Annotated in this window: 16 protein-coding genes; 10 read left to right on the forward strand and 6 right to left on the reverse strand. The window is 38.1% G+C overall.

Going from position 1 to position 14,079, the window contains the following annotated elements; translation table 11 throughout:
- Nucleotides 1-8 precede the first annotated feature (8 nt).
- From ACTCIM_RS04345 to mnmL, 5 genes are read right to left on the reverse strand one after another with little or no spacing between them, the layout of a single operon-like run.
- A complete protein-coding gene (locus ACTCIM_RS04345; RefSeq protein WP_472314266.1) occupies nt 9-1,193 on the reverse strand; it encodes a DHA2 family efflux MFS transporter permease subunit in 1,185 nt (394 codons plus the stop codon).
- Nucleotides 1,078-1,557, reverse strand: a complete 480-nt coding sequence (locus ACTCIM_RS04350; RefSeq protein ID WP_472314009.1) for an MFS transporter — start codon at nt 1,555-1,557, stop codon at nt 1,078-1,080. The genes ACTCIM_RS04345 and ACTCIM_RS04350 overlap by 116 nt, the downstream gene beginning before the upstream one ends.
- Nucleotides 1,558-2,781: a hypothetical protein gene (locus tag ACTCIM_RS04355; protein ID WP_464278566.1), complete on the reverse strand. Its 1,224-nt coding sequence runs from the start codon at nt 2,779-2,781 to the stop codon at nt 1,558-1,560.
- Nucleotides 2,774-3,370, reverse strand: coding sequence for a TetR/AcrR family transcriptional regulator (locus ACTCIM_RS04360; protein WP_464278565.1), 597 nt, complete (start codon nt 3,368-3,370; stop codon nt 2,774-2,776). The genes ACTCIM_RS04355 and ACTCIM_RS04360 overlap by 8 nt, the downstream gene beginning before the upstream one ends.
- A gap of 48 nt (nt 3,371-3,418) precedes the next feature.
- Nucleotides 3,419-4,357, reverse strand: a complete 939-nt coding sequence (mnmL, locus tag ACTCIM_RS04365; protein WP_472314011.1) for a tRNA modification radical SAM protein MnmL/YtqA — start codon at nt 4,355-4,357, stop codon at nt 3,419-3,421.
- Between the two features lie 65 nt (nt 4,358-4,422).
- Between mnmL and ACTCIM_RS04370 the strand changes: the two genes are divergently transcribed.
- Together ACTCIM_RS04370 and mreC are read left to right on the forward strand one after the other, a co-directional pair.
- The gene (locus tag ACTCIM_RS04370; RefSeq protein ID WP_472314013.1) at nt 4,423-5,463 is read left to right on the forward strand and encodes a rod shape-determining protein; all 1,041 of its coding nucleotides are present in this window, start codon (nt 4,423-4,425) and stop codon (nt 5,461-5,463) included.
- 55 nt (nt 5,464-5,518) lie between these two features.
- Nucleotides 5,519-6,274 (forward strand): rod shape-determining protein MreC, encoded by a 756-nt coding sequence (mreC, locus tag ACTCIM_RS04375; protein ID WP_472314015.1) that lies wholly within the window; start codon nt 5,519-5,521, stop codon nt 6,272-6,274.
- Nucleotides 6,275-6,326: 52 nt separating this feature from the next.
- Here the strand turns inward: mreC and ACTCIM_RS04380 are convergent, their stop codons facing one another.
- Nucleotides 6,327-6,461, reverse strand: coding sequence for a hypothetical protein (locus ACTCIM_RS04380; protein WP_472314018.1), 135 nt, complete (start codon nt 6,459-6,461; stop codon nt 6,327-6,329).
- A 236-nt stretch (nt 6,462-6,697) separates the two neighbouring features.
- Here ACTCIM_RS04380 and mrdA point away from each other — a divergent pair, with 236 nt between their 5' ends.
- The 8 genes from mrdA (at nt 6,698) to ACTCIM_RS04420 (ending at nt 14,076) form a co-directional block, all read left to right on the forward strand.
- The gene (gene mrdA, locus ACTCIM_RS04385) at nt 6,698-8,512 is read left to right on the forward strand and encodes a penicillin-binding protein 2 (protein ID WP_472314021.1); all 1,815 of its coding nucleotides are present in this window, start codon (nt 6,698-6,700) and stop codon (nt 8,510-8,512) included.
- Nucleotides 8,490-9,599, forward strand: coding sequence for a rod shape-determining protein RodA (gene rodA, locus ACTCIM_RS04390; protein ID WP_472314023.1), 1,110 nt, complete (start codon nt 8,490-8,492; stop codon nt 9,597-9,599). Before mrdA ends, rodA begins: the two co-directional genes overlap by 23 nt.
- A gap of 10 nt (nt 9,600-9,609) precedes the next feature.
- Nucleotides 9,610-9,966 carry a bactofilin family protein gene (locus tag ACTCIM_RS04395; RefSeq protein ID WP_472314026.1) on the forward strand — a complete coding sequence of 119 codons (357 nt, stop codon included), beginning with the start codon at nt 9,610-9,612 and terminating at the stop codon, nt 9,964-9,966.
- 141 nt (nt 9,967-10,107) lie between these two features.
- Nucleotides 10,108-10,530: an ATP synthase F0 subunit B gene (locus ACTCIM_RS04400; RefSeq protein ID WP_472314028.1), complete on the forward strand. Its 423-nt coding sequence runs from the start codon at nt 10,108-10,110 to the stop codon at nt 10,528-10,530.
- 66 nt (nt 10,531-10,596) lie between these two features.
- On the forward strand, nt 10,597-11,130 hold the full coding sequence (gene atpF / locus ACTCIM_RS04405; protein ID WP_472314267.1) for a F0F1 ATP synthase subunit B: 534 nt from the start codon (nt 10,597-10,599) through the stop codon (nt 11,128-11,130).
- Nucleotides 11,127-11,678, forward strand: coding sequence for an ATP synthase F1 subunit delta (atpH, locus tag ACTCIM_RS04410; protein ID WP_472314030.1), 552 nt, complete (start codon nt 11,127-11,129; stop codon nt 11,676-11,678). The genes atpF and atpH overlap by 4 nt, the downstream gene beginning before the upstream one ends.
- Before the next feature lie 5 nt (nt 11,679-11,683).
- Complete coding sequence (gene atpA / locus ACTCIM_RS04415; RefSeq protein WP_472314033.1) at nt 11,684-13,192, forward strand: F0F1 ATP synthase subunit alpha; 1,509 nt, start codon at nt 11,684-11,686, stop codon at nt 13,190-13,192.
- 14 nt (nt 13,193-13,206) lie between these two features.
- Nucleotides 13,207-14,076: a F0F1 ATP synthase subunit gamma gene (locus tag ACTCIM_RS04420; RefSeq protein WP_464278556.1), complete on the forward strand. Its 870-nt coding sequence runs from the start codon at nt 13,207-13,209 to the stop codon at nt 14,074-14,076.
- The last annotated feature ends 3 nt before the right edge of the window (nt 14,077-14,079 follow it).

The raw sequence follows: 14,079 nt of genomic DNA on the forward strand, positions 1-14,079 counted from the left end.
CTCCCTATTTACTCTAAGACCACAGGTTTAAATTCTTTTCCACTGGATTGCATAAAAAAGATCAAAGGGATTAAGATTGCTGTTAAACAAGAGAAGACCAAAAAGCAATCATTAAAGGCCAACATCTGGGCTTGAGCCAGTACCTGTTTATATAATAGGGCCAGAGCCTTTCCCTGAGGTAAGAGGGCTTCTTTTCCCTCCAGGAGCTTATTTAAGAGATAGGCTTTGGCTTTTAATAAAGGATTAAAGGGGGTGATGTGCTCTACTAAAAAGTTCTGATGTACTTGAGAGCGCTGCGAGAGCAAAGTGGTGCCTATGGCTGTACCAAAACTTCCGCCCAGGTTTCTCAAAAGATTAAATATACCTGTGGCATTACCCATTTGCTCTTTGGGGATATTGAGATAGGTGGCTGCACTTAAAGGCACAAAGAAAAGTCCAAGTCCAAATCCTTGAATGATTCTAGGATAAGCTATACTGAGAAAATTGGCACTTAAATTAAAATCAGACATTAAGTACAGGGCATAACTGGCAATGATGAGCCCCAAAAAGAGGAGGTATTTGGGCTGTACCCCCCTTTTCATCAGTGCTCCGGCTATGGGCATAATCAAAAGGGTGGAGATACCTCCTGGGCCCAATACCAGACCAGCCCAGAGAGCAGTATACCCCATGAGCTGTTGTAAATATAGAGGTAGCAGGACTATCCCTCCAAAAAAGGAGAGAAATCCTAAAAACATAATAATATTTCCCAGGGTAAAGGTACGGTCTTTAAAGACTTTTAGGTTTACTACTGGGTTTTTACTTTTTAACTCCCAGAGTACAAATAGGGTGAGGCTAATGGCTGAAATAATACTCAAGGTAAGTATAAAGTCAGAATTAAACCAATCTTCTCTTTCTCCCTTATCCAAGACCACTTGCAGGGCTCCCAGCCCCACAACAATTAAGCTCAATCCAATATAATCAATATAGTTTTTGGCCTTATTTTTGAGATAGCTGGGATCATAAATAAAAAAGATAGTTAAGAGGATGGCCAAAATACCTGCTGGTAAATTGATATAAAAGACCCAGCGCCAGGAAAAGTTATCCGTAATCCATCCCCCTAAAACCGGACCTATGGTAGGTGCAAGCACCACTCCCATACCAAAAATGGCCATGGCCACTCCGTGTTCTTTGGGCGGAAAGGTCTCTAATAAAATAGCCTGAGAGAGAGGTTGTAATCCTCCCCCCCCCAATGCCCTGGAGAATTCTGGCCAGAATAAGGATTTCCAGGCTGGGTGCTGCTCCACACAATATGGAAGCAAAGGTGAAGAGAAAAATGGAAAAAAGCAAATAGCGTTTACGTCCAAAAACACTGGCTAGCCAGCCGGTAATAGGAATAATAATGGCATTGGAAACCAGATAGCTGGTAAGCACCCAGGTGGACTCATCTACTCCTGCGTTCAAACTTCCCTGAATGTGGGGAAGAGATACATTGACCACACTGGTATCCATTACTTCAATAAAGGTAGGCAGGATAACCGTACCTGCTATTATCCACTTATTTACCCTGGGTACAGACACTTACTTGGCACTCCTGAGTCTTGGACCAGTTTTTTCAGAGGTAAACACAGTTACTTCCAGAGAGAGCCCCACTCTTAGAGGATATTCTGCAGGAATGGGCTCGGTAAAAAGAATTTTTACCGGCACCCTTTGTACTACTTTAATCCAGTTCCCTACAGCATTTTCTGGAGGTAAGAGGGAAAAGGTGGTGCCTGTGCCCGCTCTAATTCCTACAACTTTTCCTTCCAGTTTTAAGCCCGGATAGATATCTGGCTCAATAATTGCTTTCTGCCCCAAATACATGTGTGTTAACTGAGTTTCTTTAAAATTGGCCTCTACATAAATTTTATCTAAAGGAACAATGGCTAAAAGGGGTTCTCCAGGTTGTACTTTTTCACCTATCTGTATGCTTTTTTGAGCAATATAGCCAGAAATAGGAGCAGTAATTCGAGTATAGCTTAAATACAGTTCTGTCTTTTTTATTTTAGTTTCTACTTCTTCTAGTTTGGCTTTTAAATTCTTTATATTGAGCTTTGTTCTTTGGACATTTAACTGAAGAGCCTTACTTTTTTCTAAAATAGCTCTGGAGCTTCTAATTTGACTCTGGGTTTGCTTATAAACTTCTTCAAAGGATTCTATTTTTTTGTCAATGGAATCTACTTTTGCTTGTAAGATATTTAAGTTATTTTCCTTTTCTTCAAATTCTCTGGGAGATATCAGTTTATTGGTGATTAAATCTTTGTAACGCTTATAGTCTTTTTGGGCCTGGTTTAATAAAATTATGGTTTCTTCTCGTTGTTTTTTTAAGCTTTCTAGTTCTTTTTCTGTTTGTGTTTTTATGTGTATAGCCTTTTTAAGATTGGCCTGGGCATTTTCTAAATCAGCTAAAGTGGTTTTATCTATCATTTCCAGGTTTATCTTTTCTGCTTCCAGAGCACTTAAAATTTGTTCTTTAACGGCTAAAAGGGATTCTTTTTCTAACTTTAATTCCCTGTCATCTAAAGTTAAGAGTAAATCACCCTTTTTTACGTAATCGTCGTTTTCTACTAATATACTATTTATGGTACCAAAAATACGAGAAGAAATTTTAGCCATATCAGCATGAATATAAGCGTCATCAGTGAACTCCCGTCCTCTAACCAGGAAAAACCAGTAAAGAAAAGAAAGTATGATTAAAAGTATTACGATAGTCATAAATATCTTTATTCTTTTTTGATGTCGATGGTTATTAAAATTATTATTCACTTTCCACTCCTTTGAAAAATATTTCAATAATCAAATCAACTATTTCTTCAATTTTATAAGCATCAAAACTTTCATCTTTGAATAAAGTTTTTAAGAGTAATGTATAGTAAATCATAGAAAAGAATAATTTAGCTAAAATATCTTCATCAAAATTTTTTATTTTTTTATTTTCTATCCCTTTTTTTATAGATTTTTTTATAGGTGTAAAAAATTTTTTTCTTACTTCCTTTAAAAAGGAAAATAAAAAATCATTTTCTTCCAAAGCACTATAGAGAATAATTTTTAAGAAAGTAGTATCTTGAATATTTCTCTGTAAAAATCTAATAGCACATTCTCTAAGTTCTATTTTTAGATTGTTTTTAGGTTGTTGTCCACTGGGAAAGTAAAAATCTATATCTTGAATTTTTTGATTTAAAATTTCTTCGTAAATCTCTTGTTTATTTTTAAAGTACTTGTAAAGTCCGGCTTCACTTAAGCCAGCTTCTTGAGCTAGCTTCTGGGTTGTGGTGCCTTTAAATCCCTTGCTGGCAAAAAGTTTTTTGGCAGCCTGCAATATCTTTTGTCTTCTTTCTCTTCCAGTAAGACGCATAGGGTAAGTAAATGTTTACTTACCTTTCTGGAGTCAATTATTTTTTTACTATAAAAGGAAGTGATTTAATTCTACTAAAGAGGTTCCTCTGGCTTTGCCTTGCCAGGAGTCATGTTGTTCCAATTCTAATAAGATGTTTTTTATTACCTCTTGCTTATTGCCAGCCCAGGTAGGTGCGATGAGTTCCTGGGGTTGGGGGTCGCCATTTAGGCGGTGGACTACTATGTCTGGCCGTAAACTTTCCAAGCCTTTTCTCAGCCAGGTTACATACTCTTTTAAGCTTAGAGGCATATATTTGCCCTCTTTGTAGAGGTCAGCCAGCCTGGTATTAGCGCAAATATAAAGATTATGAAACTTTATTCCTTGGACAGGTAGACTGTTGATAAACTCGATGGTTTGCAAAAAGTCTTTTTCTTTTTCTTGAGGAAGTCCAGCGATTACATGCACGCAGGTTTTAAAGCCAAAGGAGTGCACCCTTTTTACTGCTTGACTAAAGTCTTCTTTAAGATGACCTCTGTTGATGAGGGCAAGGGTGCGGTTGTGAGCAGATTGAAGGCCAATTTCCAACCACACTTCTTTAAAGTGGTATTTAGCAATTAAAGAGAGCTTTTCCTCATCTAAACAATCTGGTCTCGTGCCCAGGCATAGGCCAGCTAGCTGAGGGAAGGAACTTATTTCTTCCAGGACCTTTTTAATTTTTTCCAACGGTCCGTAAGTATTGCTGTAAGATTGAAGGTAAGCCAGGAATAATTGAGCTTTGTATTTTTTTTGAAATTTTGCTTGAAAGTAGCTAAATTGTTCTTTAAGAGATAAACCCTTGGTTTTTAAAGAGGTTCCTGAACCCTGAGGGTTGCAAAAAATACATCCTTGAGTGGAAAGGGTGCCGTCTCGGTTGGGACAGGAAAACCCTGCATCCAGAGGTATTTTTTGCACTCTTTGACCAAATTTTTTCTTTAAATATAAATTTAGAGGAAAATATCTCATCATAGCTATTGAGTTTTTTCTTCTCTCAAGTTAGGAGTCTAAACCTAAAGTTAGTTTGGAGTTAGAATATGTTTAAAGTATTTAATAAAGTTTTAGGAGCCTTTTCTTCTGATTTAGCCATTGACCTGGGAACTGCCAATACCTGTGTTTATGTGAAAGGTAAAGGGATAGTTCTCAATGAACCTTCTGTGGTGGCAGTGCGTAGAGATTTGCGCTCGGGCAATAAGGTCCTGGCTGTAGGTTCTGATGCCAAAAGAATGCTGGGCCGAACTCCGGGAAATATTGTAGCTGTAAGGCCTATGAAAGACGGGGTAATTGCTGACTTTGAAGTGGCTGAGGCCATGCTCAGGCATTTTATCTGCAGAGTGCATAATAGTAGAAGGCTGGTTCGCCCCAGAATTATAGTGGCCGTACCTACAGGCATTACTCAGGTGGAAAAAAGGGCGGTTAGAGAGTCTGCCCAGAGTGCTGGGGCCAGGGAAGTTTATCTCATAGAAGAACCCATGGCTGCTGCTATTGGTGCTAATTTGCCCATTACTGAGCCTACTTCCAATATGGTTGTAGATATTGGAGGTGGAACTACTGAGGTGGCAGTAATTTCCCTTTCTGGAGTGGTCTATAGTCGGTCTGTGCGGGTTGGTGGAGATAAAATGGATGAAGCAATTATTCACCATGTAAAGAGAAAATATAACATGCTTATTGGCGAGAGCACAGCAGAAATGATTAAAATTAATATAGGTTCGGCCTATCCTTTATCAGAAGAAATGGAAATGGAAATTAAGGGCCGGGACCTGGTCTCTGGTATTCCCCAGCATATTACCATTACTTCTGAAGAGGTGAGAAAAGCCATTTCTGAACAGGTGGAAAACATTGTACAAGCAGTGCGCATTGCCTTAGAGCAAACTCCGCCAGAATTGGCTGCAGATATAGTGGATAAAGGTATTGTTTTAACAGGAGGCGGAGCCCTGTTAAAAGGATTAGATGCTCTAATTAGAGAGGCTACAGATTTACCTATTACTGTAGTGGACGATCCCCTTTCCACTGTGGTTTTAGGAGCAGGTAAGGTCCTGGAAAACCTGGATGTTTTAAAGGAGGTAACCATAGATTAAGCGTACTTCTACTAATCTCCTGAGGCTTTTTTTTCTTTTTCTAGCCCTGTATCTTTTGCTTTATACTCTTAATAGTAAAACTGCTATCCTGGATAAAACCTTGGGCAAGACCGGGCTGGAAGTGGTAGGCTGGATTTTAAAGCCTGTAGATTACTTAAAGGAAAAGGGAGAGTATTTCTGGAATTCGTATATTTATCTGGTAAATTTAAAGCAGGAAAATGACCTTTTAAAAGAACAGGTAAACAAGCTACTTCTAGAAAAGCATAACCTGGAATTTAAACTAAATACTTTGGAGCGTTTTGCCAGTATTTTTCACCTTAACCCCTTTCCTGAGTATAAATATATAGGAAGTAGAATCCTAGCCAAGCGTTTAGGGCCAGGGGGGTTATTGGAGACAATTGTCCTGGATAAGGGAGAGGTTCAGGGACTAAAGCCAGATGATGTGGTTTTAAGTCCTTATGGAGTAATTGGACGTTTACAAAAAGTTTCTCTTACTTCTTCTCTAGTACTTCTGGCCTGTGACCCTAATAGTAAGATTGCTGTTGTTTCAGCCAAACACAGGGTACCTGGGATTTTAAAGGGAGAAGGGTATAGGTCCTTATTAAGTGTACTGTATGTGCCTAAAAATGTAACCTTAGAAAAGGGTGAAATCCTTTTAACTTCTGGTACAGATGAATTTTTCCCTCCAGGCCTACCTATTGCAAAAATTGATTCTTTTAAATCTCAAGATATTTCTCTTTTTTTGGATGTAAAAGCTTCTCTTCTGGTAGATCCTTATCTTTTAGAAGAAGTTTTAATTCTAAGAAAATGAAAATAATATTTGTTTATATATTTTACTTTATATTTTCTGTTCTTTGCATGTCTTACCTGCCAGTAGTTGAAATGTTTACTCCAATTTTATTTTTTAATCTTAAAAAAGGTAAGTATGCTACTTTTTGGTTTTTAGGTTTTATATCTTTGGTGTTGCTAGAGGGAGTATCTAGTTTTAATTTTTCCATTTTTTTGCCTTTTGTTTTTGTTCAATATCTATTATTTCATTTAATAAGTAAGTTTATTGATTTTGAAACATTGGTATTTGATGCTATTTATTTTTTTTTAGTTTCTTTGAGTTTGTTCTTTTTAATTAAAGAAGCCCGGGTTTTTTTAAATGTTTATGTTAGAAGCTTTAATTGTTTATTATATTTTGTATTTTCTTTTTTAACATACTATATTTTTTCTTTTATAGTAGAAAAATATGAACTTACTTAAACCCAAGATAAATTGGGAAGAAGATTATTCTTCCAAAATTTTAATTTTGCTTATATTCTTTATTGCTTTTATTTTTAGTGTCAGATTGTGGTTTTTACAAATTTTAAAAGGTGACTATTTTGCTAAGAAGTCTTTGGATAACAGGACTAGAATAGTAAAGGTATATGCTCCTAGAGGATTGATTTTAGATAGGGAAAGAAAACTTTTAGCCTTTAATGAGCCTGCTTATGATTTAGCTATCATTAGAGAAGACTGTAAAGATAAGATTAAGAGCTGTGAGCAGGAATTAAAAACCATAAGTAGTCTTTTAAAAAAAGATTTTACCGAATTAAAAGAAAAATTTTTAAAAGTAAAAAAAAGAGTAAAGGTTTTTGAGCCTCTTATTTTATTAACAAACTTAAATTTTTCTGAACTGGCTAAAATAGAGTCCAGGATATATAAGTGGCCTGCTTTAAAAATAATAGTAAGGCCAAGAAGGAAATATAACCATGCCTATGCCTTAAGTCATGTTTTAGGGTATGTAAGTCTGGCTAGTGAAGAAGATTTAAATAAGGACTTAAATTTAGATCCAGGAGATTACATTGGTAAAAATGGGGTTGAAAAGAGTTATGAAAATATCTTAAGAAGTGAAAAAGGTAAAAAGAAGTTAGAGGTAGATGCTGTAGGGAGGGTTTTTAAGGAAAACCTGCTTACTCCTCCTCAGCCTGGTGAAGATGTTTTTTTGAGTATAGATCTTGAACTTCAAAACTATATCTATCAAATTCTGGAGGGGAAAGCAGGGGCAGTGGTGGTCCTGGACCCAGAAACAGGACAAATTCTAGCCCTGGTAAGCTCTCCAGGTTATGATTTAAATAAGTTTGTGTTTGGAGTAAGTGCAAAGGAGTGGAAAGCCTGGCTTAAACATCCTTTTCATCCTTTACAGAACAAAGTGACTCAGGGAACTTATCCGCCAGGGTCTGTCTTTAAACTAGTAATGGCAGGTTTTTTATTAAATAAGTTAAAAATTGATCCCTTGGAAAGGATTTTTTGTCCTGGAGCTTATAAGCTGGGACGCAGAGTTTTCAGGTGCTGGCGAAAAGAAGGGCATGGCTGGGTGGATTTAAACAGGGCTTTGGTAGAATCCTGTGATGTTTATTTTTACAAGCAAGGAGAAGATATAGATATTGATGAGTTAAAGTCTTTTGTCCTGGCTAGTGGTTTTGCCAGGCCAACTCTTCTCAATCTACCCTATGAAAAATCTGGATTTTTCCCCAGTAAAGAATGGAAGTGGAAACGTTTTAAAGAAGGATGGCAAAAGGGTGAAAATTTAAATGTTTCCATTGGACAAGGATATGTCCTGGTTACCCCTTTGCAAGTAGCCAAGTTTATAGGAGGAATTGTAAATAAGGGAATAACCTACAGACCTTCCTTGTTGTTAGAAGAGCAAAAAATGTTTCCAGAAAGTTTACCTTTTTCTCAAAGCAGTCTGGAATTTATTCAAAAAGCCATGATTGATACTGTACAGGCTGAAAGAGGGACAGCGAGAAGATTAAAAAATCTGGGCCTAATAATAGGAGCTAAAACAGGTACTGCCCAGGTAGTAAAATTAAAAGAGGAAGACTTAGAAAAGGAAGTAGAAGAAATTCCTTATAAGTATAGGGACCATGCCTGGATGGCTAGTTTTGGTTTTATTGGTAAGAAAAAATATGTGGTGGTTTGTTTAATGGAACATGGTGGGCATGGTGCTTCTGGAAGTGGGCCAATTGTAAAAAAAATATATCAGTATTTAAAGAATAAAAATGATAGACAGAAGATTAATTAAAAATATAGATTTTAGATTTTTTACTGTAGTAATTTTCCTTTTTACAATTGGAGTTGTAAATTTATTTTCTGCTAGTGTATATAGATTGGAAGATGGATTAAATTTTACTCCTTTTTTTGTAAAGCAATCTATTTGGGGTGGGCTTGGGTTTTTATTTTTATTAGTATCTCTTTTTATAGACTATAGACATTTAAAATATGTTGCTATTTATTTTTATAGTATTTCCATTGTGTGCTTATTGGCTGTATTTAAGTGGGGGAAAGTAGTTTATGGAGCGAGAAGATGGATAGACTTAAAATTTTTTAGCTTCCAACCCAGTGAAATGGCTAAAATTGCTACTTTAATTTTGGTGGCTTACTTACTGAGCAAGACCGAGGGAGTTTTAAGTAAAAAGGACTTTTTTAAGATTAGCTTTATTGGTTTAGTGCCTTCTCTTCTAATCATGAAACAGCCGGATTTAGGCACAGCTTTACTTTTATTATTAATTATTGGAGGGATGATTTTTTATAAGGGATTTCAGAAAGGACTGGTAAAGCTTATTGCCTTTTTATTTCCTTTAGTGCTACCTACTTCCTGGTTTTTTTTACATGATTATCAAAAAGAAAGGATTTTAAATTTTTTAGACCCCTCCAGAGACCCTTTAGGGGCTGGCTATCATGTTATTCAGTCTCAAATAGCCATAGGTTCAGGGAGACTTTGGGGTAAGGGTTTTTTAGCAGGCAGTCAGAGTCAATTACGTTTTTTACCAGAAAAACACACAGACTTTGCCTTTGCCGTGTTTGCTGAAGAATGGGGGTTTATGGGAGCTATTTTTTTGCTTTTTTTATTTTGTTTTTTTCTCTATTCTATTTTGCAGATAGCTTTTCAGGCCAAAGATGCCTTTGGTCGTTATTTGGGAGTGGGAATCTTTTTTTACTTTTTTTGGCAAATTGTCATTAATATGGGAATGGTCCTGGGTTTAATGCCTGTGGTGGGAGTTCCTCTTCCCTTTATTAGTTATGGAGGAACTTCTTTAATTATTAACTTTATTTTAGTGGGGTTGGTGATAAATGTTGGTATGCGGCGCTTTATTTTCAAAAAAATCTAGGAGTGAAGAAATGTCCAAAGATGATTTCAATGCTTTTTTGGGTAAAGGTACCCATTATGAAGGGAAACTGGTATTTCAGGGTACGGTGCGTCTGGATGGTAGTTTTAATGGCGAGATTGACTCTCAGGGAACCCTGGTTGTGGGACAAGAAGCTGAGGTAAAGGGTAATATCAGTGTGGAGCAACTTATGGTCAGTGGAAAAATTGAGGGAGAAGTTAAGGTTGCCAATCGAGCTGTATTTTATAAGGGGGCTCAGTTCTTGGGTAATTTGGAAACCAGTGTTTTAGTGGTAGAGGAAGGTGCCCAAATTCATGGTCAAGTAAGCATGAAAAATGGGGTAAAAACAGAGTCGTTAGAAAATATGTGAAATCTTTAACAATAAATAGATTAAGGGTTTGTAGCCTGTTTTTAGTTAGTTTTTTGTGAAAAACTCTTTGACACAGGCCTTAAAATTAGCTAAAGCCCGACTGACTTTGAACAAAAATTCACATACTTTGAAGGGGGCACTATGATTGAATTAAATTTTACCTTTTTTGTCCAACTGGTTAACTTTTTGATTGCTCTCTTGGTTTTAAACCTCATTTTATTTCGTCCTATTCGAGAAAATCTGCGTAAAAGAGCAGAGCTTATGGCTTCTCGTTTGGAGGAAATAGAAAAGTTTTCCAATGCAGCAGAAGAGAAGCTTTCTTCTTATGAAGTTTCTCTGGATGAAGCCAGAAAGCAGGCTCAGGAAATCAGGAGTAAATTAAAAGAAGAAGGGTATGCAGAAGAAAAGTCGTTAGTGGAAGCAGCTATGGGTGAAGCTGCTGGAGTGATTAAGAGTGCTAGAGAAAAATTTGAGCAAGAGCGTAATGCTGCTTTAAAGAGCTTAGAAGCAAAAGTAAGTGATTATGCAGCAAAAGTGGCCTCCAAGATTTTGGGAGAGGCCTAAAAAAATAGGGCAAGAGGAGGGCGTAAATTGAGTAGCAGGTGGAAAAAAATCTTGTGGTTTAGCCTGATGTTCCTGCTAACGGCAGGGATAGCCTGGGCCTCAGAAGGTGGTGGAGGTCATGGCGATAAGTGGATGAACTTCCTTTATCGAGTGATTAACTTTGTCTTGGTGGTGGGAATTATTTATAAGCTGGTGGGAAAACGTATTCGCGATTTCTTTTCTGGGCGTTCCTATCAAATTGAAAGTGAATTGACAGATTTAGAGAACAGGAGAAAGGAAGCTGAGGCAAAGCTAAGGGAAGTTGAAGGTAAAATTGCTAATTTAGAGCAGGAGCGTGAGGCTATTTTGCAGGCAGCTAGAGAGCAAGGTGAGGCTGTGAAAGCTCAGATTATTGAGAAGGCCAAAAAGTCTGCAGAGCAGATTAAAGAACAGGCCAAGATTACTGCTGAGCAGGAAGCCAAGGCTGCCTTTGATCAGGTAAAGGCAGAGTTGGCAGACAAAATTGTAGAGGCTGCCGAAAAGATTATTCAAGAGAGGCTAAGTGGGGATATTCATAAGAAACTTATTAATGAATATCTAACAAAGGTGGTGGTAAATTGAGAGGGAACATAGTAGCTAGAAGGTATGCAAGAGCCCTTTTTGCCCTGGGTCAAAAGGAAGGGCAAGAGGCTTTAGAGAGGTATGGCAAGGGCCTAGATGCTGTAGTTGAAGTTTTGAATGTAGCCCCTGAGCTTCTTAGAATATTTGCTAATCCCATTTTTACTGTAGAAGAAAAGAAGGCAGTTTTAGCTAAGGTTCTGGAGAAGATCGAGCCAGAACCCATGATTAAAAATTTCTGTTTTCTTTTAGCTGATAAAAACCGTTTGGCCTTTTTGCCAGAGATTCAGGCTTATTATAGCCATCTTTTGGACTTGGCCAGTGGGGTTATCAGGGGTGAACTGTTTACAGCTATCGAACTGGAAGAAGAGCTAAAATCAGAGATTGCTACCAAGTTGGCAGAGCAGTCCAAAGCCAAGGTGGTCTTGGATTATAAAGTTAATCCAGACATCCTGGGTGGACTTATTTTAAAGGTAGGGGATAAGGTTTTAGACGCCAGTATTAAGGCTCAGTTACAAATTTTGAAAGAAAACATAAAAAGGGGTGAGTAGTGGCCATGCAAATCAGAGCAGAAGAAATTAGTCAAATCATTGAAAATCAAATTAAGAACTACGAACAACGTGTAGAGATGAGTGAGACAGGAGTGGTCCTGTCTGTGGGTGATGGTATTGCCAGAGTTTATGGTGTAGAAAATGCTATGGCAATGGAGCTTTTAGAGTTCCCTGGTGGCGTTATGGGAATGGTTCTTAACCTGGAAGAAGACAGTGTGGGTGTTGCTCTCTTGGGTGAAGATACTCACATTAAAGAGGGTGACCTGGTCAAAAGGACTGGCAAAATTGTTCAGGTACCTGTAGGTGATGCAGTTATTGGTAGGGTTATTGATCCCTTGGGTAATCCTTTGGATGGGAAAGGTCCTATCCAAGCCAAAGAATATCGTTTTGTAGAAATTAAGGCTCCAGGTCTTATGGCTAGAAAGCCAGTACATGAACCCATGTATACTGGCTTAAAGGCTATTGATGCCATGACTCCTATCGGACGTGGTCAGCGTGAGCTTATCATTGGTGACCGTCAGGTAGGTAAGACTGCTGTTTGTATTGATGCTATTTTAGCTCAGAAAGATTCTGGCGTTTATTGTTTTTATGTTGCCATTGGGCAAAAGAAGTCTACAGTGGCTCAGGTAGTGGATACTCTGGAAAAACATGGAGCCATGGAATACACTACAGTTATTGCAGCTACAGCTTCTGAGCCTGCTTCCTTGCAGTTTATTGCTGCTTATTCTGGTTGTACTATGGGTGAATATTATAGAGATAATGGCAAGCATGCCCTTATTATTTACGATGACCTTTCCAAGCAGGCTGTGGCTTATCGTGAAATGTCCTTGCTCTTAAGACGTCCTCCAGGACGTGAGGCTTTCCCTGGTGACGTTTTCTACCTGCACTCCCGTTTGTTAGAGCGTGCAGCTAAGATGCATGATCGTTTGGGTGCTGGTTCCTTAACTGCTTTGCCTATCATTGAGACCCAGGCTGGTGACGTATCTGCTTACATTCCTACTAACGTTATTTCCATTACTGACGGTCAGGTTTACCTGGAACCCAACCTGTTTTACGCAGGTATTCGTCCTGCTATTAATGTTGGTTTGTCTGTATCCAGGGTTGGTGGTGCTGCTCAGATTAAGGCTATGAAGAAGGTTGCTGGTACCTTGCGTCTGGATTTGGCTCAATATCGTGAGTTGGCTGCCTTTGCTCAGTTTGGTTCTGATTTGGATAAAGCTACCAAGCAAAAGCTTATTCGTGGTGAAAGATTGGTAGAGCTCTTAAAACAACCTCAGTATCAACCCATGCCTGTAGAAGAGCAGGTAGTATCCCTTTATGCTGGTACTCGTGGTTTTATGGATGATTTACCTGTAGAAGCTGTAAGAAAGTTTGAAGATGGACTTTTGGATTACATGAGAAATCAAAGAAGTGATATCTTAAATGAAATTAAAGAAACTCAAGACCTAAGTCCTGAGTTGGATAAGAAACTTGCTGCGGCTATTGAGGAATTTAAAAAGACCTTTAAGGCTTAAAGGGAGATAATATAATGGGTGCATCATTAAGGGATATTAAGCGCAAAATAGATGCGGTCAAAAAGACCAAACAGATAACCAAGGCCATGAATATGGTGGCCTCGGCAAAGTTACGCAACGCCCAGTTGCGAATTGAGCGCTTTCGTCCCTATGCTGATAAATACTATGAAATCATAGCTGACCTTTCTGGCAGGGCAGATGCCTCTATCCATCCTCTTCTGGAAAAGAGAGAAGAGGTAAAGACAGTAGGCATCCTCCTGGTTACCTCTGATAAAGGGCTTTGTGGTGCTTTTAATACCAATTTGTGCAATGCTGCTAACAAATTAGCCCTGGAAAAGAAGGCCGAAGGAAAGGAAGTAAAGTTTATCTGTGTAGGGAAGAAAGGCCGGGATTTTTTCAAGAAAACAGAGTTTGAAGTTATAGAAGCAAAAGCAGATGTCTTAAATAACTTTGACTTTCAGCTAGCCAACGAGACAGGTGAATTCCTTATCAGTAAATTCTTAAACCAGGAACTGGATGAGGTATATGCTATCTTTGGTAAGTTTGTTTCTGTGGTCAAACAGGACCCGGTAGTAAGCAAGATTCTTCCTGTAGAGTCAGAGGCTGAAGCTGGAGCAAGTAGTGAATATATTTTTGAACCCTCTGTGGAAGGTCTTTTGGCAGAACTTTTACCTCGCTATGTAAAAGTCCAAGTGTACAGAGCTTTACTGGATACTTCTGCTAGTGAACATGCTGCCAGAATGACTGCCATGGATAATGCTACTAAAAACTGTGATGAGTTGGTTAACTCTTTAACTCTAGTCTTTAACAAAGTAAGACAGGCAAGCATCACTGCAGAACTTATGGATATTGTGGGTGGTGCTGAAGCCTTAAAAAATGCTTAAACT

The organism is Desulfonauticus sp. (genome assembly GCF_055126295.1).

Excerpts from the sequence above, each read along its gene's own strand:
- mnmL (WP_472314011.1), bottom strand. The coding sequence starts at position 4,357 with ATGATGAGATATTTTCCTCTAAATTTATATTTAAAGAAAAAATTTGGT.
- atpA (WP_472314033.1), top strand. The coding sequence starts at position 11,684 with ATGCAAATCAGAGCAGAAGAAATTAGTCAAATCATTGAAAATCAAATT.
- mrdA (WP_472314021.1), top strand. The coding sequence starts at position 6,698 with ATGAACTTACTTAAACCCAAGATAAATTGGGAAGAAGATTATTCTTCC.
- ACTCIM_RS04380 (WP_472314018.1), bottom strand. The coding sequence starts at position 6,461 with ATGGAAAAATTAAAACTAGATACTCCCTCTAGCAACACCAAAGATATA.
- atpF (WP_472314267.1), top strand. The coding sequence starts at position 10,597 with ATGTTCCTGCTAACGGCAGGGATAGCCTGGGCCTCAGAAGGTGGTGGA.
- ACTCIM_RS04360 (WP_464278565.1), bottom strand. The coding sequence starts at position 3,370 with ATGCGTCTTACTGGAAGAGAAAGAAGACAAAAGATATTGCAGGCTGCC.
- rodA (WP_472314023.1), top strand. The coding sequence starts at position 8,490 with ATGATAGACAGAAGATTAATTAAAAATATAGATTTTAGATTTTTTACT.
- ACTCIM_RS04420 (WP_464278556.1), top strand. The coding sequence starts at position 13,207 with ATGGGTGCATCATTAAGGGATATTAAGCGCAAAATAGATGCGGTCAAA.
- ACTCIM_RS04400 (WP_472314028.1), top strand. The coding sequence starts at position 10,108 with ATGATTGAATTAAATTTTACCTTTTTTGTCCAACTGGTTAACTTTTTG.
- ACTCIM_RS04395 (WP_472314026.1), top strand. The coding sequence starts at position 9,610 with ATGTCCAAAGATGATTTCAATGCTTTTTTGGGTAAAGGTACCCATTAT.
- ACTCIM_RS04370 (WP_472314013.1), top strand. The coding sequence starts at position 4,423 with ATGTTTAAAGTATTTAATAAAGTTTTAGGAGCCTTTTCTTCTGATTTA.